Source organism: Dokdonia sp. Asnod2-E02 (assembly GCF_045063915.1).
Classification (GTDB): Bacteria; Bacteroidota; Bacteroidia; order Flavobacteriales; family Flavobacteriaceae; genus Dokdonia.
This window is the reverse complement of sequence record NZ_JBEFNX010000005.1, coordinates 2011252-2034336: the sequence shown is the minus strand read 5'-3', so window position 1 is coordinate 2034336 and position 23085 is coordinate 2011252. Positions and strand designations below refer to the sequence as shown.

22 protein-coding genes are annotated in these 23085 nt (G+C 39.3%); 4 read left to right on the top strand and 18 right to left on the bottom strand.

Annotated elements, in window-relative coordinates:
• Positions 1-64: 64 nt before the first annotated feature.
• The 13 genes from pgi to ACJJVM_RS09225 form a co-directional block, all read right to left on the bottom strand.
• Entirely contained in the window at positions 65-1675 is a 1611-nt protein-coding gene (pgi, locus tag ACJJVM_RS09285; protein ID WP_405211503.1) for a glucose-6-phosphate isomerase, read from the bottom strand.
• Positions 1676-1693: 18 nt separating this feature from the next.
• Complete coding sequence (locus tag ACJJVM_RS09280) at positions 1694-2986, bottom strand: peptidoglycan DD-metalloendopeptidase family protein (protein ID WP_405211502.1); 1293 nt, start codon at positions 2984-2986, stop codon at positions 1694-1696.
• A gap of 15 nt (positions 2987-3001) precedes the next feature.
• Positions 3002-3940: a tryptophan 2,3-dioxygenase family protein gene (locus ACJJVM_RS09275; protein WP_038597618.1), complete on the bottom strand. Its 939-nt coding sequence runs from the start codon at positions 3938-3940 to the stop codon at positions 3002-3004.
• A gap of 101 nt (positions 3941-4041) precedes the next feature.
• The gene (locus ACJJVM_RS09270) at positions 4042-4860 is read right to left on the bottom strand and encodes a DUF3108 domain-containing protein (RefSeq protein ID WP_038597621.1); all 819 of its coding nucleotides are present in this window, start codon (positions 4858-4860) and stop codon (positions 4042-4044) included.
• A gap of 161 nt (positions 4861-5021) precedes the next feature.
• On the bottom strand, positions 5022-6182 hold the full coding sequence (gene hppD / locus ACJJVM_RS09265; protein WP_298349052.1) for a 4-hydroxyphenylpyruvate dioxygenase: 1161 nt from the start codon (positions 6180-6182) through the stop codon (positions 5022-5024).
• 97 nt (positions 6183-6279) lie between these two features.
• Complete coding sequence (locus tag ACJJVM_RS09260; protein WP_038597624.1) at positions 6280-7440, bottom strand: homogentisate 1,2-dioxygenase; 1161 nt, start codon at positions 7438-7440, stop codon at positions 6280-6282.
• Positions 7441-7623: 183 nt separating this feature from the next.
• Positions 7624-8532, bottom strand: a complete 909-nt coding sequence (locus ACJJVM_RS09255) for a RimK family alpha-L-glutamate ligase (RefSeq protein ID WP_405211501.1) — start codon at positions 8530-8532, stop codon at positions 7624-7626.
• 26 nt (positions 8533-8558) lie between these two features.
• Positions 8559-9806: an NAD(P)/FAD-dependent oxidoreductase gene (locus tag ACJJVM_RS09250; RefSeq protein WP_405211500.1), complete on the bottom strand. Its 1248-nt coding sequence runs from the start codon at positions 9804-9806 to the stop codon at positions 8559-8561.
• A 21-nt stretch (positions 9807-9827) separates the two neighbouring features.
• Positions 9828-10832 (bottom strand): 4-hydroxyproline epimerase, encoded by a 1005-nt coding sequence (locus ACJJVM_RS09245; RefSeq protein WP_405211499.1) that lies wholly within the window; start codon positions 10830-10832, stop codon positions 9828-9830.
• 97 nt (positions 10833-10929) lie between these two features.
• Entirely contained in the window at positions 10930-12642 is a 1713-nt protein-coding gene (locus ACJJVM_RS09240; protein WP_405211498.1) for a DUF885 domain-containing protein, read from the bottom strand.
• A 1-nt stretch (position 12643) separates the two neighbouring features.
• Positions 12644-14140: an aldehyde dehydrogenase (NADP(+)) gene (locus tag ACJJVM_RS09235; protein ID WP_405211497.1), complete on the bottom strand. Its 1497-nt coding sequence runs from the start codon at positions 14138-14140 to the stop codon at positions 12644-12646.
• Positions 14140-14403, bottom strand: a complete 264-nt coding sequence (locus tag ACJJVM_RS09230) for a DUF1272 domain-containing protein (RefSeq protein ID WP_405211496.1) — start codon at positions 14401-14403, stop codon at positions 14140-14142. Before ACJJVM_RS09230 ends, ACJJVM_RS09235 begins: the two co-directional genes overlap by 1 nt.
• Entirely contained in the window at positions 14403-15317 is a 915-nt protein-coding gene (locus tag ACJJVM_RS09225) for a dihydrodipicolinate synthase family protein (RefSeq protein WP_405211495.1), read from the bottom strand. The genes ACJJVM_RS09230 and ACJJVM_RS09225 overlap by 1 nt, the downstream gene beginning before the upstream one ends.
• A gap of 132 nt (positions 15318-15449) precedes the next feature.
• Between ACJJVM_RS09225 and ACJJVM_RS09220 the strand changes: the two genes are divergently transcribed.
• The 4 genes from ACJJVM_RS09220 to ACJJVM_RS09205 all read left to right on the top strand — a co-directional run bounded on the left by ACJJVM_RS09220 (position 15450) and on the right by ACJJVM_RS09205 (position 18762).
• Positions 15450-16277, top strand: a complete 828-nt coding sequence (locus tag ACJJVM_RS09220; protein ID WP_405211494.1) for an AraC family transcriptional regulator — start codon at positions 15450-15452, stop codon at positions 16275-16277.
• A 100-nt stretch (positions 16278-16377) separates the two neighbouring features.
• Positions 16378-16926 carry a response regulator gene (locus ACJJVM_RS09215; protein ID WP_298349080.1) on the top strand — a complete coding sequence of 183 codons (549 nt, stop codon included), beginning with the start codon at positions 16378-16380 and terminating at the stop codon, positions 16924-16926.
• The gene (locus ACJJVM_RS09210; protein WP_405211493.1) at positions 16926-18338 is read left to right on the top strand and encodes an ATP-binding protein; all 1413 of its coding nucleotides are present in this window, start codon (positions 16926-16928) and stop codon (positions 18336-18338) included. Before ACJJVM_RS09215 ends, ACJJVM_RS09210 begins: the two co-directional genes overlap by 1 nt.
• 4 nt (positions 18339-18342) lie before the next feature.
• Entirely contained in the window at positions 18343-18762 is a 420-nt protein-coding gene (locus ACJJVM_RS09205; protein ID WP_298349087.1) for a response regulator, read from the top strand.
• Here the strand turns inward: ACJJVM_RS09205 and ACJJVM_RS09200 are convergent.
• Genes ACJJVM_RS09200 through ACJJVM_RS09180 form a run of 5 tightly spaced genes read right to left on the bottom strand, consistent with a single transcriptional unit; the run spans position 18759 to position 23012 of the window.
• Positions 18759-19760 carry a metal-dependent hydrolase gene (locus ACJJVM_RS09200; RefSeq protein WP_405211492.1) on the bottom strand — a complete coding sequence of 334 codons (1002 nt, stop codon included), beginning with the start codon at positions 19758-19760 and terminating at the stop codon, positions 18759-18761. The genes ACJJVM_RS09205 and ACJJVM_RS09200 overlap by 4 nt on opposite strands.
• Before the next feature lie 16 nt (positions 19761-19776).
• Positions 19777-21549 carry a MutS-related protein gene (locus ACJJVM_RS09195; RefSeq protein ID WP_405211491.1) on the bottom strand — a complete coding sequence of 591 codons (1773 nt, stop codon included), beginning with the start codon at positions 21547-21549 and terminating at the stop codon, positions 19777-19779.
• Position 21550: 1 nt separating this feature from the next.
• Complete coding sequence (locus ACJJVM_RS09190; protein ID WP_035325865.1) at positions 21551-21907, bottom strand: MmcQ/YjbR family DNA-binding protein; 357 nt, start codon at positions 21905-21907, stop codon at positions 21551-21553.
• Complete coding sequence (locus ACJJVM_RS09185) at positions 21904-22392, bottom strand: AAA family ATPase (protein WP_405211490.1); 489 nt, start codon at positions 22390-22392, stop codon at positions 21904-21906. The genes ACJJVM_RS09190 and ACJJVM_RS09185 overlap by 4 nt, the downstream gene beginning before the upstream one ends.
• The gene (locus tag ACJJVM_RS09180; RefSeq protein ID WP_038597668.1) at positions 22392-23012 is read right to left on the bottom strand and encodes a DUF4230 domain-containing protein; all 621 of its coding nucleotides are present in this window, start codon (positions 23010-23012) and stop codon (positions 22392-22394) included. The genes ACJJVM_RS09185 and ACJJVM_RS09180 overlap by 1 nt, the downstream gene beginning before the upstream one ends.
• Positions 23013-23085 lie beyond the last annotated feature (73 nt).

The following is a 23085-nucleotide window of genomic DNA, read 5'->3' as shown; positions in this document are numbered from 1 at the left end:
TAAAACGCCCTGAGATCAAGCTCTCAGGGCGTTTTAGCGCTTCATATATTTTATAAGAAAATTACTACAATTTGTAACGCTCTAACAATGTTCTAGTTGAGCTATCGTGAGACGTCATCTTATCGTTATCTATATCAGATAAAACTTGTTTGGCAAGTTGTTTTCCTAACTCTACACCCCACTGATCAAAGGAGTAGATGTTCCATATAACGCCTTGCACAAAAATCTTATGTTCATACATTGCTACTAACGCTCCTAGACTCTCTGGTGTTAATGCCTCACCAAGTATAGTTGTAGTAGGTTTATTTCCTTCAAAAACTTTAAAAGGAGCTAGCTCTTCTATTGCCTCTGGACTTAAACCTCCAGCTTGCAACTCAGTAATTACTTGATTTTTTGTTTTACCATTCATTAAAGCTTCTGTTTGTGCAAAAAAGTTTGCCATAAGCTTGTCGTGATGACTCTTCTCACCGTGCAATGATTTTTTAAAACCTATAAAATCTGCCGGTATTAATTTTGTCCCTTGATGAATAAGCTGAAAGAACGCGTGCTGACTATTTGTACCCGGCTCTCCCCATATAATATTACCTGTTTCATAAGAAACACGCTCTCCATTGCGGTCTACACTTTTACCATTACTCTCCATAATAGCTTGCTGCAAATATGCCGGCAGTCTATGTAAGTATTGAGAATAAGGTATTACAGCCTCTGTCTCTACTTTAAAAAAATTATTATACCACACACTAAGCAGTGCTGTTATTACAGGTAAATTCTTATCAAAAGATGTGTTTTTAAAATGCTCGTCCATTTTAAACGCGCCGTGAAGTAAGCCTTTAAAATTATCATACCCTACAGCAAGTGCAATAGAAAGACCTACAGAGCTCCATAGCGAAAATCTACCTCCTACCCAGTTCCACATAGGGAATACGTTATCTTGGGAGATTCCAAAGTTTGCAATAGCTTCTGCATTTGTAGAGACTGCGACAAAATGATTTTTTACAGCATCTTCTCCTACTTTATCTACAAACCACTTACGCACGGTAGTAGCATTGCTAAGTGTCTCTTGTGTAGTAAATGTTTTTGAAACTATGACAAATAATGTGGTCTCTGGATCAAGATCCTTAATGGTTTCCATCACGTGGTCACCATCTACATTTGATATAAAGTGTGTATTGAGACGTGTCTTATAATATTGTAAAGCCTCTACCACCATCACCGGCCCTAGATCAGAACCTCCTATACCTATATTTACAACATCTGTAATTTCCTTTCCTGCAGCTCCTTTATGTGCCCCAGAAATCACCTTTTCGGTAAAGGTCTGTATTGATTTTTTTACGGAGTCTACTTCCGCTTTCGCGAAAGCGTTATCACTCTCATCACGAAGTGCGGTGTGCATTACAGCACGCCCTTCGGTGGCGTTAATTTTTTTGCCACCAAAAAAACTATCTATAGCCTCTTGTAAGCCTACCTCTTGAGCCAGCTTGAGTAGAAGAGTCATTGTCTCTTCTGTAATTCTGTTTTTACTATAATCTACATAAAATGTATCCCAAAGAATTGAAAAATCTTCTGCACGCTTATCATCTTTGAAAAGATCTGTAAGATGTGTGTCTTTTATCTCTTCATAATGCGCTTGCAATTCTTTCCAAGCTGCGGTAGTAGTTGGGTTTATATTTTTCATTTTGTTATATCTAGGTGATTATTGTAAAGCCTCTGTAGCTTCTTGCTCTTCTGTAATATCATCTTCAGCTTCTGTCATAAAAGGAAGATTATCTAGCTGTAATTGTAATGGCCTCTTTATACTGTCAAAGACTGGTAGCAGCTCCTCTGCCATAGGCTCTGAGGCTGGAAGGTCTTCTGAGAAGGGATCTACTTGTTTACCGTTTTTCCAAAATCTATAACATACGTGAGGTCCTCCTGAGTTACCAGTCATCCCTATAGTACCTATTACATCACCCTGTCTTACACTCTGGCCTACTTTTGCTAGGCGTTTTTTCATATGCAAGTACTGCGTGTCATACGTACCATTGTGACGTATTTTTACATAGTTACCATTACCGCCACGTCTTTCTGACTTGGTCACCACACCATCTGCCGTCGCTAGAATAGGGGTGCCTATGGGAGCGGCAAAGTCTGTTCCTTTATGAGGTCTTACTCTGTAACCGTAATATTTTATCCTTCTCTTTAAGTTATATCTAGATGACAATCTCCCATACTTGAGCGGACTTTTAAGAAAGGCTCTTCTTAAGTTTTCGGCATTTTGATCAAAATAGTCGTAACCTCCAGGTAGTGAGTCGTTTTCAAATCTATAAGCATAAATCTCTCTTCCTCTATGTTCAAACACGCAAGCCTTTATATTTCCGACTCCCGCAGCTACAGTATCATTTACAAATCGCTCATCATAAATCACTTTAAAACGATCACCTACGTCTAGTTTATTAAAGTCTATAGTCCAGGCATAAATATCTGCCATTTTAATACTTACAAAAACACTAGCTCCTAGATCGTCAAAAGTAGATGAGAGGTTGCTACTTATTACTCCAGAAACTTCGCGCTCTACGATAGTAACCGGGTGCTTTTTTGCAGCAGCAGTAACATCATCTTCAAAATCTACAACCACATAATCCTCTTTATTTTGCTCATAAATAAAGACTTGAGCTGCCTCAAGAGTGTCTTTAGATTTAAGCAGCATATACGGCTTGCCTACACGTATACGACGCGTGTCAAACACATTTTTTACACTATCAGATATTTCTTGAATCGTGGCATAATCTACATTTGAGTCAAAGAGTATTTTTCCAAAACTGTCACCAGACTGCACAGTATCTCTCTCTACCACATAATCATCAAGTACGTAACCGTACTCTTTGATCACTTCTGGTTCGGTTTCTAGAGTTTGATCTATAGGTGTTGAAGTAGCATCTTGCTTCTCTCCACAAGAGAATAGGGCAAGGCTTAAAAATAGTGTAATGTAGAGGCGATAATAATTCACTAAAAGTATGTTGTTTTAAACGTCCTTTCCCCAGTTTGCAAGCTCTTCTTCACTCCAGACATCTGGAAAGAAAATGCGACGCTGGTACTTAGGGTGCATATATTTGGTCCATTCACTGCCGCCTGTTGCTTCTACAACTTTTTTACCATTATTGAGGTAATGATTTGCTGCGTGATAGTGTGACATCACCCAGGTTACATTTACTGTATAATCATAATGGCGCATTGCATCCAGCAGCTTCTTATCTTCACGAGCTTCCTTAGGCAAGCTTTTAAAGCGAGCGTACAAATTTATGGTATTATATTCTTTTGTAAAGGCGACAAAGTCGTTTTTATATTTTGCCTCAAAGGCAGAGAGTAAATATGACTTTTTACCCGTGTTGTAATCTTTTCCGGCTGCTTGCCAGTACAAATGTTCTAACGCGTGCTCGTAAGGAGTATTGCGATCTATGCTTTCGCGAAAGCGGGCATCTATAAGGTTTATTAAATCTGTACTTGCAAACTCAATCTTTCTGTACTGCGCGCTTTGAAAACCACTTGCTGGTGTAAGTGTTTTTCTAAACTTCATATACTGCTCTATTTCCATTCCTTCTTGCATTATGCTAAAAGAACTGGTGAGCATATCAAAATAACGACTTATACGGTCCAAACGAGAGCTAAAAAAATCTACCGTAAGATCTGGGTGATGAGCCACCTGCTCTATCTCCCATAGTATCATTTTAAATAAAAGCTCGTTAACCTGGTGGTACATCACAAATACATTCTCATCTGGAAAGTTTGTGCGCGGTATCTGTAAACTTAAGAGTGCATCTGTATGGATATAATCCCAGTAAGTAATGGGTTTACTTTGTAACAAGCCCTCAAGGTGATCGTCTAGATCTTGATCTATTTTTTCATACTTATCATCAAGCTGATTGATGATTTTTTCAATATCTGGCTGTATCGTTTTCTTCATTTATAATTGCGACTATAGAAGCTTAAGTTCTAACTCAAAAAAAGATTAAAAAGTGTGTAGCTATAGTCTCTATCTTATTAAATGGCAATTTACAAAAATCCCTAGTCAAAGACCATCTCAAAAGGATACTTAAGCCCCTTGTAAGCATCAAGATCTGCCTTGAGTGACCCTACAGATAAGCTTGCCTTAATGCGCAAGGGTATTTTATTATCATCATCACTCACCCATATGGTAAGACTTTCTTGCTCTTTAAAAACTCTTCCAGACTGCACTAGTGGTCTAAACACGAGTGTTTTTACTTTTCCGAATTTTGTTCTAATGGTCTCACGCTCTAAAAAACGCATCTTAAAAGGATAGTTTTCTCCATCAAAAAACATTGTGAGGTTAATCTCATCACCAGCTTTTAACCCTTCTGTTTCTAGATTATTGCGCAGGTAATACATAGCAGAGACCATATCTTGTATACCCGGCTCTGTATCTATAGTGGTCTTTTTGTTATGCTTTAAGTCGTTTATGTGTGCTTTATTTGCTTGCTGGTCAAACTCAATCACCTTATTTTTAGTATGGCCACCCTCATCTATTTTGCGCAAGAATTTATAAGGCAAGTCTGTCTTTTTATCTACCCAGCTCTCATAATAATCTTCTACCCCAAAGGCAAGACCTACAATACCCGTAGTCTCTCCATAACCTTTAATATGATGCACAGGCTTGCCATTAAACATCTCATCCTTAATATCTATAGTTGCATACCCACCCGTGAGCAGTCCGTAATGCACTCTAAATTTAAGCCACTCACCAGCTTGATACGAGTCATTGTGGGCTTTAGTTACAGGAGGATCTGGCATTTGCACAAAAGCTGTAGTTAAAGCAAAGACCGCCAGCAGAATACCTATTATTATATGTTTATTTTTTGATTTCATTTTCTGGGGTTATTTGGTGGTTATACCCTTAGAATACAATTGTTATTCCAAAAATAGGATAACAAAAAAACTTCGCCTTATTTCTAAGACGAAGTTTTCGTTAAAATATTGTGATTCTGAGTAATAAAAGGAATTACGCTTTCGCGAAAGCGCACTCAAAACTACAACGTACCACGCTGTGCTTGCTCCCTCTCTATTGACTCAAAAAGCGCTTTAAAATTACCTGCTCCAAAGCCTTTTGCCCCCATACGCTGTATGATTTCAAAGAAAAGGGTAGGTCTATCTTGTAGTGGTTTTGTAAATATTTGTAATAAGTATCCATCCTCATCTGCATCTACAAGAATTGATAATTCTTGTAAACGCTCGATATCTTCTTTCATCACCTTCATATGCTCACCCAGACGCTGTGGGATGTCATCATAATAAGTTTGTGGTGGTGGTGGCAAGAACTCAATACCGCGAGCCTTAAGCTGTGCAACCGTTTTTATAATATCATCTGTTGCTAGTGCGAGGTGTTGTACCCCAGCACCTTCATAAAAATCTAGATATTCTTCTATCTGTGATTTTTTGGCAGCCTCTGCAGGTTCATTTATTGGGAACTTAATGCGACCATTACCGTTACTCATTACCTTACTCATTAAGGCAGAGTACTCGGTGTGGATTTGCTTATCATCAAAAGACAAGAAGTTTACAAAGCCCATTACGTCTTCATAAAATTTTACCCATTTATTCATCTGGTTCCACCCTACGTTACCTACCATATGGTCTACATATTTAAGACCTGTAGGTGACGGATTGTAATCTGACTCCCACACGCGGTAGCCTGGTAAAAAGGCACCCTCATAATTTTTGCGCTCTACAAACATATGAACGGTCTCCCCATAGGTATAAATACCTGCTCTTACCGTTTCCCCTTGATCATCCTTTTCTACAAAAGGTTCACAATATGACTTTGCGCCACGCTTTGTTGTTTCTTCATAAGCGCTTCTAGCATCGTCTACCCATAAGGCAACCACTTTTACACCATCTCCGTGTTTTACTATGTGGTCATTTATAGGTGACTTACTGTTAAGTGGCGATGTAAATACGAGACGTATTTTATCTTGCTTTACTACATAGCTCACCTCATCTCTAGAGCCCGTCTCTAGACCTTTATAAGCATATGATTGAAAACCAAAAGCAGTTTTATAAAAATGGGCAGCCTGCTTTGCATTGCCCACATAAAACTCTACATAATCTGTACCCAGTAGCGGAAGAAAATCTTGCGCTCCTTCAAAAATTTTTTCCAGTCCGTAGTCTACGGATTTTAAGTCTTTTGCCATATTATATATTTATTTACAAGTCTGTAGCACTAGCTCTTAACTTGTCTTTGTATTATTAATTTGTTGTTTTTTAATTTTTCGCGAAAGCGTACCCACCCTAGTGATCTAACCACGACTGGTAGTAACTCTCATCTGCAATGCTCATTGCATCTTTACATACTTTAAGAGGCTTAAAAGTATCTACCATAACGGCAAGCTCTTCTGTACCTTCTTTACCTATACTCTTTTCGGCAGTGCCGGGGTGTGGCCCGTGAGGAATACCGGCTGGATGCAGTGAGATGTGACCTGCCTCTACATCTGCCCTACTCATAAAATCGCCATCTACATAATACAGCACCTCATCACTATCTATATTACTATGATTATATGGTGCTGGGATACTTAATGGATGGTAATCATACTTTCTAGGCACAAAACTGCACACTACAAAGGCATCTGTCTCAAAGGTTTGATGTACTGGTGGTGGCTGGTGTATGCGCCCTGTTATGGGCTCAAAATCGTGTATAGAAAATGCATATGGATAGTTGTAACCGTCGTAACCCACCACGTCAAAAGGGTGAGAAGCATATACCATCTCAAAGATGTCATCTTGCTTTTTTACTTTAATTACAAAGTCACCTTTCTCATCATTGGTTTCTAGCTCATATGGTTGTCGTAGGTCGCGCTCACAAAAAGGAGAGTGCTCCAGCAGCTGGCCAAACCAGTTGCGATAACGCTTAGGGGTATATATAGGCCTGCGAGATTCTACAATAAATAATCGATTATCTTCTGTATCAAAATCTATTTTATAAATAACACCACGTGGTATTAAAAGATAGTCTCCGTATTTAAAATCAAGATTACCTAGGTGAGTTCTGAGTTTACCTGTTCCTTTATGAACAAAGATAAGCTCGTCTGCATCTGTGTTCTTATAGAAGTACTCTTGCGTGCGTTCTTGAGGAGCAGCAAGTATAATGGTACAATCACTATTGGTCAGAACGGGTTTTCTACTCTCCAGATAATCTTTTTCTGGTTTGATTTGAAACCCCTTAAAACGGTATGACTGCATATTATTTTCACGAGCAATTTCTGGTTTTACAGAGTATTGCTTGCGTATCTCCTTGACCTGTGTAGGTCTGTGTACGTGATAACTATTTGTACTCATCCCGTCAAAACCTATCGTACCAAAGAGTTGCTCTGAGTATAGGGTACCATCTGGTTTACGAAACTGTGTGTGACGTTTATGTGGGATCTCTCCCAGCTTATGATAAAAAGGCATTTTTATAAAATTTAGATTGTCTTAAAGTTACTTAAAATTCAAGTAAGACATCTATTCAGGGTCCCTCTTTATGAGGAAATTAAGAAGTAGTGGTAAGTATATCCAGCCCTGTGCATTCATATGGTGTAAATATATGGGTTTTTTTACGCTTTCGCGAAAGCGTACTCAAAACTACTACAAAGCCTACGAGGTAAGCGCCTTCAAAACACCTTGAGCAAACTGCCTTGCGCTTGCTGGGTCATTACGTATCCATAATTCTGGCTCTACGATTTCTAGTTCGCCTAAAAGAATGTCTCCATTTTCACCCCAGAGTATATCTGCTCTTCCATATGCAGGCATTGTACTGCAAGCTTTAAAACAATCTTCGGCAAAGGTGATTTCTTCTTGTGTAGGTGAGTAGGGATGTACCGTACCTCCCCAATCATCTTGCACGCGATAGTCACCTTGTTTAGGTTTTTTAAGAATTGCGTGAGTAAACTTCCCATTAAAAACCATAAGTGAGGCCTCGCCCCGAGAGGAAATGGTGGGTACAAATGGCTGGATGAGCATATCTCGCTCTGCTACTAGGTTTTCAAAAACCTCTTCATAGTCTGCTCGCTCAAACTCTAGTACCTTATGCGTGTGAAAGGCACCGCCAGCAATAGCAGGTTTTATAACCACATCTTGCCAGTCACGTTCTAAACAAACCTCAGCAATTGATCTGTAAGAACCTGTATCTACATACTCAGTAGGCACTATAGCGACACCTTTATTTTGTAAATCTTTAAGGTAGTGCTTATCTATATTCCACTGTATGAGATCATAGGAGTTAACAAGTTGTGTCTTTGTTTTTACAATCTCTAACCAAGCTGAAAACTCGTCGTAGCGCTCAAAATAATCCCAAATGGTTCTAAAAACCACGGCTCTAGTTTGTGACCAGTCATACTCTGTATCATCCCAAGCAACACAATGTACCTTTAGACCTAAATCCTCTAGTGCTTGAGTAATAAGCTTTCTTTCGTCAAGAATATTTTGCTCGTAGGTGGTTAAAACTTTTGGGTTAAGATATTTCTGGCAAGTAAGGATGGTTACATCTATAGTGTGAGCGCTCATCTTGGTCTATTATTAATATATTATTCTTAAAACTTTCTGTCTGGATGGAGCATATCTAAGGTAACACTAGATGTTTTATTATCTATAATTTCTTGGACTAACTTACCTGTACTAGGTCCTAGTGTCCAACCCATCATAGCGTGACCAGTTGCGATTGTAAGGTTATCACACTTAGCACTTTTACCTATGTACGGCATCCCATCTGCAGATACAGGTCTAAGACCGCACGCAGCGGCTTCCTTTTCTTGCCCCGTAATACGTACCTCTGGGAAGTAGTTGTTTACTCCCTGGGCTATTGCCTCTACTCGTGTTTTATTAATAGTGTGATTAATACCAGCAATCTCCATTGTTCCGGCAAATCTAGTAAAACCATTCATAGGTGTGATGGCTACTTTTGCTTCGGCAAGTATGGCTGGATAGGTAATTCCCGTGGGAGTTTTAGTTTGTATGCGATACCCTTTTCCGGCTTGTAGTAGGAGGTTAATATTAAGCTTTCGCGAAAGCGTACTCGTCCAGCTACCAGCAGCTAGCACAAACTCATCTGCCGTGAGTACTTCTTTATCTGTTTGCACGCTGGTTATCTTACTGCCAGCAGTTGTTATATCAAGTACTTTTTCTCCTTGCCTAAAAACGACTCCCTCACCTAATAAATATGATTTTATCTCCTCCATAAACTCACCGGGTGTGCTATGATGGTCACACTCAAAGTAGGAAGCTCCTACGATATCTAGCGCAGTTCCTGGTATCATTTTCTGTACCTCCTGAGCCGTTATTGTTTTTGCTTGAAGGCCTTCTTTACTTGCGATTTGCACTAACTCGTCTTCGTGATGCAGGGCTTTTTCTGTCTGGCAGAGCATTAACAATCCTTTTTTCTCAATATGAAATGAGAAGCCCTCTTCTTTTTTTATCTGGTGATAGAGATCTCTGCCCATAACCGCCATTTCTCTCATTACCGGTATGGAGCGATGTACGTGATTTTGATTACAAGACTTATTAAAAGCAAGAGACCATTTTAAGAAGTCTGCATTAAGTCGTGGCTTTATATACAGCGGACTCTTTTTATTAAACATCCACTTTACTCCTTGCTTCATAACCCCTGGAGCTGCGAGCGGAATTAAGTGACTGGGCGACATATAACCGGCGTTTACATAACTGGCTCCATCACTCATTTTAGATTGATCTATAATGGTAACCTGATGTCCAGCCTTGTGTAGAAAATAAGCACAGCTCACTCCTACAATGCCACCTCCTATTATGATAATATGCTTTGCCATAGTCAAGACCTTTTGCGTTTTCTAAATTACCGAAAATCCGAAAGCATACGGATCTTCTTCATCTATTGTGATTGTATTATGACCATAAATGCGTGCCCAGCCTTGTATACTGGGGATGACTGCTTTGTACTCCCCCACCACTGTCTCTTGCTCGACACGACCTAAAAAGGTAGAGCCTATAAAACTCTCGTGGGTGTATGCCTGACCGACCTCTAGCTTTCCTTTTGCATACAGTTGTGCAAGCCTCGCAGAAGTACCAGTACCACACGGACTGCGATCTATAGCTTTATCTCCATAAAAAACGGCGTTACGCCCATCTGAAGCGGGGTTAATAGTATCACCCGTCCATAACATATGAGTGACATCTCTTATGGTGTCATTTTCTGGATGTATAAATGCACTGGGGTATTTCTTATTAATACGCTCCCGCACCACCTGGCTCATCTGGATAATCTGGCTAGCTGTAAAATCTTGTACTCCTGTAAAGTTTTTTTGAGGGTCAACAATGGCATAATAATTACCTCCATAGGCTACATCAAAATGTATTATACCCAGCTCTGGACAATCTATCTCCAGATCTGTAGCAGCGAGATATGATGCTACATTAGTAAGACGTACCCAGTCTACTTTATTCTTAGTTTTTTGATAAGCAATTTCTACTAGGCCTGCAGGGGCTTCCATTTTTACTACACCTTCTTTTTTAGGTATAATGAGCCCTTCTTCTATGGCAATTGTTATTGTACCTATCGTACCGTGACCGCACATAGGTAAGCATCCAGATGTCTCAATAAACAAGATAGCAACATCGTTTACAGGGTCGTGAGGAGGGAATAATATACTGCCACTCATCATATCGTGCCCTCTAGGCTCAAACATCAAACCCTTGCGTATCCAGTCATATTCTTTTAAAAAATGCTGGCGTTTCTCGCTCATCGTTTTGCCTGTAAGTTCTGGACCTCCCTGAGATACCACTCGTACTGGGTTACCACACGTATGTGCATCAATACATTTAAAAATATGTTTCATCACTTATGATTCTGCAATGTTTTGACTAGCGTGAGGTTAGCTATAAATTAAATTACATAGGGATAAAAGGCATAAACGCTAGCTAAACCTCACACTGTCAATTACTTTTTTGTATCCAATCTTTTACTCTTCGATCTAAAATAGCCAGAGTTACTGTGCCCTGTTCTAAAATAATCTCGTGAAAATCTCTTATATCAAAACGACTGCCCAGCTCTTTTTCTGCAAGTGTTCTTAGCTCTCTTATTTTGAGTTCACCCATTTTATAAGCTAGTGCTTGCCCTGGCCAGGATATATATCTATCTGTTTCTGTTTGTATCTCGTGTAGTGACAATGCGGTATTTTGTGACATAAAGGCTACTACCTCTTCACGAGTCCAACCTTTTGCGTGTATACCAGTATCTACAACTAACCGGCAAGCACGCCACATCTCATAGGTAAGTTGACCAAAACGCTCATACGGTGTTGTATACATACCCATCTCTGCTGCCAGATACTCACAGTATAAGCCCCAGCCCTCGCCATAGGCATTTACATACATATTACGCCTAAACTGAGGAATACTATCACCCAACTCTTGATTAAGTGCCCCCTGTAAGTGATGGCCGGGCACAGCCTCGTGCACAGTAAGAGATGGCAGTGTGTAAAGGGTTCTACTAGGTAAGTCATAGGTGTTTACCCAGTAATATCCTGGGCTTGTGCTTCCCTTTGGACTACCTACATATCGCCCTCCAGTATACTTAGGTGCGATCGCATCGGGTACTGGCGCGACACCATAGGGCTTGCGTGGTAATGTTTTAAAAAACCGAGGCAGTTGCGCATCTGCACGCTTTGCCATATCACGTGCAATCATTAAAAGTTGCTCAGGAGTTTTGGCATAAAACTGCTCATCTTCACGCAGGAATTTTAAAAAATCTGCAAAGCTTCCTTTAAAAGCTACTTCTTTTATAATCTTTTCCATCTCGCTTTTTATGCGAGCAACCTCTTCAAGTCCCTTGTTATGAACAGCATCTGGCGTGATATCTAATGTAGTATAATAACGTATCCGGTTTTGATAATAGGCGTCTCCATTAGGGGTTTCAGATACTCCTATGGTAGTGCGTGTGTTAGGAAAATATTCATTTTCAAAAAAAGCCTTTACACTTTTAAATGCTGGAACCACACTGTTTTCTATAGCTAGCTTTGCTGCGGTTTCTAAAGAATCCTTCTGCTCCTCTGTTATTGACTCTGGAAGATTTAAAAAAGGTGTGTAGTAAAAACTGTCTTTATAATCTGCTACAATTTGTGAGTTATAAGTACTCTCATACCCTTCAAAAATAACCCGCGGCTGCGACACGCCTTTTTTTATTCCTTCTCTTAGTAATGGCACATATTGATTTACCACTTCTGGCAAAGCATTTAACTTGTCAAGATACTTTACAGCTTGCTTGTATGAGGTGATAGGCCGCACCATATAGTTCCAACTGCTATGAAAACCTGAGTCAGACAGTAGCGGATTTAAAAAGCGTTCATACTCATAGTAGTCTACGGTTTCTTGCAGCTTAAATTTTAATAGCTCGAGAGATATCCTTTCGGTTTCTGACAAGGTTTTTGGCGAGATGGTGTTAAGTTTTTTGAGTTGCGCTTTCGCGAAAGCGGACTCCTTCTCAAATCGCTCTTTTGAAAACACCCCCAGTGGATGCACTTCCTTGCTACCCTCGTTCCATTTAAAACTTTGTGACGCCTCAATACATTGCTTGAGCTGCTCTGTAGCAGTTTGTGCAATAGTCGTTATAGACATAAAAAAGGCTATCACCCACACTAAATATCTCATACTATTTTAAATAATCTGGCAATAAAGCCGTTGGAAAATCTTGAAAACTAAATGGTCTTACCCATCTCATAATACTATGGTTACCCACTGCCGTAAATCTACTATCTGTACTTGCAGGATAAGGGCCTCCGTGTGTCATCCCATCTACCACAGCAACACCAGTAGGCACACCGTTATATATAATGCGACCCACTTTATTTTGTAATGCTAGTGTGATGTCTTGTAGGGCTGTAGTCTCATTATCTTCTGCAATAATCGTGGCGGTAAGTTGTCCCTCAAGACTGTTTATTATTTTAAGAAGTTCATTTTCATCCTCTGCAAGTACAACCATAGAAAATGGTCCAAATACCTCCTTATGTAATGTCTTATTTGCGATGAAAGAAGTTCCATCTACTACGGCTAGTACTGCTGTGGTATGGTTAGGTTTTGATGAAGATCCTACTACTTTAAGAGATACACCCTCTTGTTCTTTTATCTCATTTTTACTTTTCTCATATCCTTCTTGTATGCGAGTATGAAGCATACAGCCATCGGGAGCGGCCTCAAGATGTTTGGCTAGAATTTCTATAAAATGTGTTGTCTCCTCGCTCTTTACTGTTATAATAAGTCCTGGATTTGTACAAAACTGTCCTACGCCTTGCGTGATAGAAGCGGCATAGGTTTCGGCTATTTGAGCTGCTCTTTTTGAGATTGCCTGTTGTGTTATTACAACTGGATTAATACTTCCCATCTCTGCAAAAACCGGAATAGGAGTCTCTCTAGCTGCAGCAAGATTGTATAATGCTCTCCCTGCGTGGTGACTGCCTGTAAAACCTACTGCTGCTATACCCTTATGTTTTACAAGTTGCTCTCCTACCTCTTTACCACTACTATTAAGGTTAAAAAAAACACCTTCTGGCATTCCCGTCTTTTGGGCTGCTTTTGTTATTGCTGTCGCCACCATCTCACCTGTGCCGGCGTGCATAGGGTGCGATTTTACAATTACTGGGCATCCTGCTGCAAGTGCACTTGCCGTATCTCCCCCAGCGGTAGAAAATGCCAGCGGAAAGTTACTCGCTCCAAAAACCACTACTGGCCCCAGCGGTATGTATGTCTTTTTTAAATTACCATCTTCATCTTGTAATAACGGTAGCCTCCAGGTGTCTTTTTTTACAAGCTCTGCAAACATTCTTAGTTGGCCTAGCGTTCTACCCCTTTCGCCTTGAGCGCGCCCTTCCGGAAGACCACTTTCTTGCAAATACATAGTTATAAGGTCTGAGCCTAATGCCTCAATCTCATCTGCAATAGCATTTAAAAAGCTTGCGCGTTTAACACCAGGAAGTTTACTATATGTACTAAAAGCGTGAGCTGCTAGGCTACAAGCTTCATCTATTTCTAACTGGGTGGCTTCATAAAAAACTGTTGGGTTATCGCTATTGGTCACGGGGTTTGCCGTCTTGTACGTTTTTGCTCCCTCTGCAGATTGTTTATACCCTATTTGATTTTTACCTGTAATCATTATGCTTTTATAGTTTTAAGGTGCGCTACAATAGCTACTGGTTTATGAACCACGGTTGTAGATGCTGGATATTTTATTAATAACTCTTTAGGCCTAACGGGACGTTTTTCAAATCCCCCTCCACAGTTAGGACATACTTCCTTTAATAGCTCTGTGACACAAGTAATACAAAAAGTACACTCAAAGCTACAAATCATTGCCTCACTAGATTCTGGTGGTAAGGGAACATTACAATGTTCACAAGAAGGTCTTAACGCAAGCATTAAAGATTTTTATAGTTAGGTAACGTAGGCCTTGTGGCTATTCCTTCTTTTATAATCTTGAGCACGCGCTCTCTTTCTTCTCCAAAAAGCGGTAACCTAGGTGCTCGCACATTTTCTGTACCTATACCTGTATGTACCTCGGCGAGTTTTATGTTTTGTACTAATTTAGGATTTATATCTAACTCTAGTAAGGGCAAAAACCACCTATAGATAGCAAGTGCTTCTTGTATCTTTCCTGCTCTTTGTAACTCGTAAATAGCGACCGTTTCTTCTGGAAAAGCACATACAAGTCCTGCTACCCAACCATCTGCACCCATAAGTAATGACTCTAGAGCAAGTGTGTCTACACCTGTCATAATCTTAAGCCTATCGCCAAAGTTATTTTTAATGCGCGTCACGTTTGATATATCTCTTGTGCTCTCCTTAACTGCTTGTATGTTATCGTGTTTTAGTAACACCTCAAACATCGCTAAGGAAACCTCAATTTTATAATCTACAGGGTTGTTATAAATCATAATGGGCAGTTTTGTACTACTAGCCACATCACTAAAATACTGTATCACCTCTTGATCTCCCGCTTTATATCGCATAGGTGGCAACATCATAAGGCCGCTTGCACCGTCATCTTCTGCCTTTTGAGCTGCGGCAATAGCGCCCTTTGTAGACTGTTCTGCTATATTTATCATTACAGGCACTTTACCATCTACATAAGCAACAGTCTCTTTTGTAAGTGTGCGCTTCTCGTGATCTTCTAGCGTACTTGCTTCTCCTAGTGTACCACCTAGTACTATGCCGTGTACTCCAGCACCAAGTTGTGCTTTTATATTTTTTTTAAATGCTGGTATATCCAGCTCATCCGTATCAGTAAACTTGGTTGTAACAGCTGGCATTACACCTTTCCACTCTATAGCCATACTTTAAATTTTTTATCAAAGATAGCCGTACGACAACCTCTAGATTAAATACTGTTTTATCCATTACTGACTGTATATTATCCAAATATTAAGTTCTTATGTCAATATCAAGCAAAAAAGTATCTTAGCTCTATGAAAGTGCTGCCTTTTAAGATACCCAAGCCTACTAATGCTGCCATACTTTTTCAAGTTGATGAAGGCGTGTTATACAACTCCCTTCACAATCACGAAGAAGTGCAAATAAGTTTTATAAAAGAGGGATCTGGGACACTCTTTGCAGGAGATGCCGTCCATTCTTTTGTTAAGGGAGACATTATTGTTTTGGGTAGTCACCAGCCACACGTTTTTAATAGCGATGGTAAGCAGGCGTTAATGCATACGGTGTTTTTTAGTCTTGCCTCCTTTGGAGATACATTTTTGGCACTAGATGAGGGCAAAGGGATTGTAGATTTTTACGCTTTCGCGAAAGCGGGATTTAAAACCCCCATAACTCCAGATATCGCTGCGCTTTTTAACTACATCGCTACGGCAAAAGGCATCTATAAACTGGGCTATTTTATAGATATTATAACCGCGCTCAAAGTTGCAAAGCACACTCCCCTATCTGAATTTATATACGAACGCGATATCTCTGAAAAAGATGGAAAGCGTATGAGCGCCATCTTTGACTACACCTTAAGCAACTATCACCAAGACATTACTCTAGCACAACTTGCCGCTCTCACAGCACTCACGCCACACGGGTTTTGTAAATATTTTAAACAGCGCACAAATAAGACGTATTTTACATTTCTTACAGAAGTACGTATCTCAAAAGCTTGTACTTATCTCGCTACAGATAGCGATCTCACCATAGGTACTATAGCAGATTTATGTGGCTATAAAACGCTATCCCATTTCAATAAAAGCTTTAAATCTATAAAAGGAATTACTCCCACAGTTTTTAGAAAAGCCAAATGATATATCTCTAATCTAGGCGCTTGTGTTTTTTATAATTATCTTAAGACGATAAAGTGTTAAATACACATATCTTTACGTTAACAACCAAGACCACATACAGATGATAGATACTCCTCTGCGCATACTTATTGTAGAAGACTTAGTGTCTGACGCATTTTTAGTCCAGAAGCAAATAAAGAAGTTTTGTACAAATGTAGAAATTAGTATTTCTGATAAGGAACTCTCGCTTGCGGTGGCTCTTAAGCAGTTTTTACCAGACATCGTGATAAGTGATTTTAACCTAGAAGGTTTTACAGGCTTTGACGTTATAAAGCAGGTAAAAGCATTTAATAAAGAGATACCAGTTATAATTATCACTGGAAATCTAAACAATGAAGAAAAAGCTGCCGAGCTTATAATGAGCGGAGCTTCTGGTTTTTTCTTAAAAGAAAACCTTCTCAACTTACAGCAAAAATTACTTCCACTTTTTGAAAAATTCATTTCAGAAAAGCAAGAGCTTATTAAACGTCTAGAGAGACAACGTGAAAAGGATGCAAGAGAAAAAGAGCTTACAGACTACTTACGTCATCACGACTTTGAAGCCTATGAGCATAAAGAAGCCATCTTATCACTTAAAGAAAAAGTGCTCAAGTTTTTATCTATAAGTTAATGGATACAACGCAGTCTAAAAATATTGTAAGATCCCTATATCTTAGCTTTTTTTCTACCCTAGCAGTCATCTTGCTTATAGGAGCGCTCTACCTGGCATCACAATACTCACAAAAATGGATTGTGCATACTAACGAGGTAAAAGCTGAAATACATAGCGTATCAGAAACGATACTTAAAGCCGAAACCAAGTTAAGGGGATATCTCATAAGTAAAGATCCCGACTATCGTGTAGACTACAAGGTAGAAGTTGCAAAGCTCAATGAACGCTTAAAAACTCTAGAAGAAAAAATAGAAGATGATCCCATACAGGTTAAAAACCTAAAAAAAATGCGCAGCCTACTTAACCAGCGCATTATGGGAATGAATGACAATCTAGACAACTATATATTACGCACTCCAGAAGAAAACAGAAAAAAATCTGGTAGAGCAGAAACACTTCAGCTTATAGAAGACATTGAGCGTATGAAGAATGTAATGCTCATAGAAGAAAATGAAATTTTAAAAAATCGCAAGTCTACATATGATAACATATACATATTAAGTCTTATAGCGCTCGTAATTGCATTATTACTTATGCTCTATAATGTATATGCTGTAAAGAAGCGTCTTATACCTCTCTTCTCAAGACTAGCCGAAAACAATGATAAACTTATTGAACTTGTTCACTCTAGAGATGATGAGATTGCACTTAAAGAGGCACAAATGGCAATGAATGAGGATCTCATACACGAGATGGAAAATAAGAATAAACAACTCAACCAGTTTGCATACATTGCCTCTCACGACTTACAAGAACCATTGCGTACAGTAGATAATTTTATAGACCTTTTTGAAGAAGATTATGCAGACAAGCTAGACGGAGAGGCTGCCACCTATTTCGGCTTTATAAAAGGTGCTACTTCTCGTATGAAAACACTTATAACTGGTCTCCTTAACTATAGTAGACTAGGTAGATCTGGAACACGTTCTAAAGTTGAATTATCAAAACTACTAGAAGAAATTAAAATAGATCTTGGGTCTAAAATAGAAGAGACTAATACTACAATCACTCACGACAATCTACCTGTTGTAACGGGTTATCCAGTAGAGCTAAGACAGCTATTTACTAACCTTATTACTAATGCTATAAAATTTACCCCACCAGAGCGTGATCCAAAAATTCACATAAGCGTGAGCTCAACAAAACTCTACTGTAAATTTCAAGTGACAGATAATGGATTGGGTATAAAAAAAGAACATCTAGAGAAAGTGTTTAATATGTTTACCAGACTTCATAGTGCAAAAGATTATGAGGGTACAGGCATAGGTCTCGCTTTCTGTCAAAAAATTGTAGAACTTCATAAAGGTAAAATAAGCGTATCATCTACTATAGCTGAAGGAAGCACATTTACTTTTACTTTAAAAAAATAACCATATGCAACCACTAAGAGAGATATTACTTATAGACGACTCTGAGTCAGATAATTTTGTACACTCAAGAGTTATTAAAAAAGCAAAAGTAACGGCAAAAGTGACAATAAAATACTCTGGTGAAGAAGGACTAGAATACCTCAAAACATTAATAGATGAGGACTACCCAAAACCTGACCTCATCTTTTTAGACATTAATATGCCGGGTATGGATGGCTTTGAGTTTTTAGAACATTATGAAAATCTAGAAATTAACCAGAAAGCAGGTGTTGTTATCGCAATGCTCACGACCTCAACATCACCAGTAGATAAGCAAAAGGCTGAGAAGTATCCTTTACTGTGTCACTTTGATAACAAGCCGCTTACTAAGGAGAGTTTAATGAAAATTTTACAACAGCAATTCCCTGGAAGATTTGATGACTAATTGCCTTTAATTCGTTGCCATAAATCTACGAGTAGCTTCTTTCCATTTTCTGGTGCAGGCCGGTCTTCGGTGGCGATTATGGTACCATCATTTTCTGTAAGAAGGTATCTAAACACAAACTGACTATCATTTTCATCATTTGTAATGAGGCCAAAACGGAGGTCATTATACACCCAGCTCTCTTCCTCTTTTTCTAAAATGTACCATCCTTCAGAAATGGTAATGAGGCGTTGTACCTCATCTGTCTCAATCCACTTTTGGGCTTGCGCTCTTTTTTTAGGAAACGTTTTATAAACTATAGGCTGAGAATCAAAAAACGAGTAATCACCTATAAGGTAAGCATCCTGGGTATCTACATTAATATTCCATAAAACCGTGTTGAGCGGTGCAGGTCTGGTCGAGATTTTAGTATACGTGATTCCTTGCTCTTGCAATGACGCTTCTACTTTATGATGCACCGCAAATTTTATAAAAACGGTAAGTAATAAATAAGCCGTACTAAGATAAATACCTAGGTTGTTAGTACGCTTTCGCGAAAGCGTATCTCTACCCCTTGTAGCCGCCGCAATAACACATATGAGAAATGGTAGTGTATATAAAGGATCTACCACAAAAATGCTATTAAAAGCAACTCTCCAGTGAAAGGGCCAAAATATTTGTGTTCCCCAAGTAGTGAATGCATCTAAAAGCGGGTGTGTAAACAGGCCCCAAAAGAAAAGTTTTGACCAGCCCGCCCAGCCTACGTCTGGTCGCTTTTTTATCTGATGTACAAGCCACCCAAAAAACGGTGCCGCTATGAGTGCAAAAACGATGCTGTGGCTAAAGCCTCTGTGCATCTCTGTTGCCGTAATAGTATCTGTAAGATATCTCCACACCACATCTAGATCAGGTATGGTACCAGCTATGGCTCCCCAGAGCATTGCTCTATTACCTACCTTTTTACCTAGAACAGCTTCTCCTACGGCTGCACCTAGTACTATTTGAGTTAGACTATCCACTTTTGCATTATTTGTATTAATCTACTATACCCATCTTTTTAAGAAGAAAGCTTGCATTCATATTTTGACAAATGCCTTCCTTAAAGGTATAGTCAAAAAATAGCTCATCATCAATAATCTGTGCATCAAAGTAGTAGTTCTTTACCTCTGCAAGATCGTTTGCGGCCTCACAAAGACTTAAGTCGTGTGTTGCTATAATACCCGTTGCTCCATTACCTACCAGCTTGTCTATAAACTTACGGGAGCCAGCAGCTTTATCTGTACTATTTGTTCCTTTTAGAATTTCATCTAGTATGATAAAATAGCGCTCGTTTACAATCTCATCTACTATAAACTTAAGGCGCTTGAGCTCACTAAAGAAGTAACTCTCATCATCTGTAAGGCTATCTGTGGTGCGCATACTAGTGATGAGTTTTATGGGTTTATAAACTGCCTCACTGGCACAAACAGGTAAGCCTATGTTACTCATTACAATTTGTAAAGCGACGGTGCGTAAAAAAGTACTTTTACCAGCCATATTTGCTCCTGTAACTATAAAAAACTCATCATCTTTTATAGTAATATCATTAGTCACAGCAATGGCAGGATCTAGCAGCGGGTGTGATGCTCCTTTTACACGTAAGGTTTCTCCAGCTGCTACAATTTCTGGAAAGACGTGATGACTATGATTAAAGGTATAATTACCCAAGCTATTGTAAGCGTCAAAAAATGATATCACCTCAAACCAGTCATTTACCGCCTCTCGATTTGTAGTAATCCAGTCTTCTATCTTGTACACAACACCTATATCACGCAGAAAAAACCCATTAGTTATAAGCCCTACTAATATGTTATTACGTTGATCTAGGGCATCAAGGTGTCTTGAGAATTTTTTTAAAATACCAGAACTTGCTTGTGCTTCTGTAATGACTTTTTCTCTTTTGTTTTTAAGAAGTGTACTCGTAAACTCTTGAGCTTCTATCTCTGCAAGTAAACTTGCATATTGAGTAAATGTAGTCTGTATAGCACTTGTATGAGCCGAAAGTAACCCTATGTTTTTTACATATCGCCCACTTATTAATAAACCAATACCAAAAATGACAAATACCCACCAACCGGCAATAAACCCTAAAAAATAAGCTCCAACTACTGCCAGTGAAATTACAGAAAAGACCTTTGTAAAAACTTTCATCATACTAGGTACAAAAGTGGTATACTCTTGCAACCAGCTTACAACAGCCTGCGCAGAGACATCTGTTTTTACAAGCGATGCAATAGCTCCATATCTAAGTCTCCAGGTGGCAAGTGTACTAAGCTCCTTTACGGCTTCTTGCTTCTTTTTAATCTCTAGTGTATCATTAGAGAGCATCATCTCTGCAAGTCTTGCAGAGCCGCTCTGTAGTGCTGTACGATTAAAGTATTGATAAAAAGATCCACGGCCAAAAAGGTCTATATCTTGACTATATAAATGCTCCGGATTATGAAACTCACTCCCATCTGGTAAATCTGTAAAATCTCGTTCTAGTACTTTAAGCTCTACTTCACTACGCGCTATTAGTGCTTTAAGGAGATCTCGCTCGTGCTGTAACTTACTATGACGCCCCACTAGTATTACAAATGCAACAATACCCAATAGTATACAACCTATAAGCAATTGTGTATTACCGAGGCTAAAGTATATACCAGCTCCAGTAGCTATAAAAACGGCAAGACGCACAGTACTTGACACATTGAGTTTTGTCTTGACTTTAGATAATTCTTGACTGTGTTGTGTTATTTGATCCTTATAAAAGGTAGTAGGTGTATTCATATTATAGCGCCTTTAACTCGGCTTGAAGTTTTTTTGTCATTTTTGAAACCACTAGGTTATATGAGTGGTCTGTAAGCTCAATAAGTAACGAGACGGGTAGCGATTCTAGTACGCAGGTGTTCCAGTGTGTTTTGTTCATATGCCAGCCGGGAGTAATGGCGCCGTCGTGCATCTCTCGCAGTTCTACAGCGCGATCTGGGTCGCATTTAAGGTTTACAGCTAGAGGCACGCGCTCTAGTCCACACACGGCAAACATCTTACCCATTACCTTAAAAACGAGCGTATCTGCATCAAAGGGAAACGCTTCTGTTACGCCTTTTTTACTCATACAATATTCTCTAAAGGCCTCTATATTCATTCCTTTTTGATATATGCGATTTTACGCTCTGCACTTGTGAGCGGTTCAAACCAAGTTTCCATAAATTCAAAATCGGCTGGTGAGACGTCAAATTGATAGGTCATCCCTTTTTCCAGATTGCGATGCGTCACGCGCTGCTGTCTAACTTCTTTATCTATGTCTAAAAAGTGTAGCTGGAAAGGGATTTGTTGCGCTTTCGCGAAAGCGTAAAAACGTGCTCTCCTATCTGCTTTTGCAAATCCTAAATCTAGTATAGCTGGTGTACCTGCCTCGTGTAACTGGATGATAAGTGACTGTATCATCTCATCGCTGCGGTTAATACGTTCTAAAAACCAATCTACACCATCTGTCTCTTTCTTGTCATCTAGAAAGAGCGTCTTGTTCCAATAATCTATAGAGAATATGACACCTTTTACCTCTTTTTTAAGAGCGAGGGCATAGGTTGTTTTACCCGCGCCAGTGTTACCTGTAATGAGATGTATCACTAGGCTTCTATTTTAGGTTTACTCGTTGTAGTGTCAGATATTTCTAGTGATGAGTAGTCTAGTTTCCACCCTATGGTTTCTACCAGCTTTTGCATTAATTGCACCGTCTCAAGTGCTTGAGATTTTGCCTCTTCATACAAGCCGCTTTGTGGTATTTTGTCACGTATGTGCTGCTTTGCTTCTCTATTAATCTCGGTAAGATCTGTACTGGTAAAAGGGTTTGCCCAGCCTTCTTTCTTGTCATAATACTTAAAATCTGTCTCTACAGATAGTAACTCAGGATCTGGAAAGCCAAAGAGTTTTATGGTTCTATTCTTATCATCTGCCTCCATCTTTATTTTAGTAAGATCAAAACCTATGTGCGCCTTTGCATCTATGAGTACAATAGCTTTTTTTGACCCTAGTAAGAGGTTCATCCATTTATTTTTGAGGCCCTCGTAGTGATATATTTCGGCAAAATCGCCTTCTACGGTTATGAACTTACATACCGTGCGTATGCGCTCCATAAGCACTACAGATTGTGCGTGAGCATCTGGTGTTTTTGATTTGCCAGAAAACCAGTTGTATATAAAATATGAGAGTACCGCTCCTATTGCGAGCCCTATAAATACTAATTCCATAAAGTAAAGATACTAAAAGCCCCCTTAGACCTGTATACATAAAAATGCCAGCTACTCTCGATAGTATGCTGGC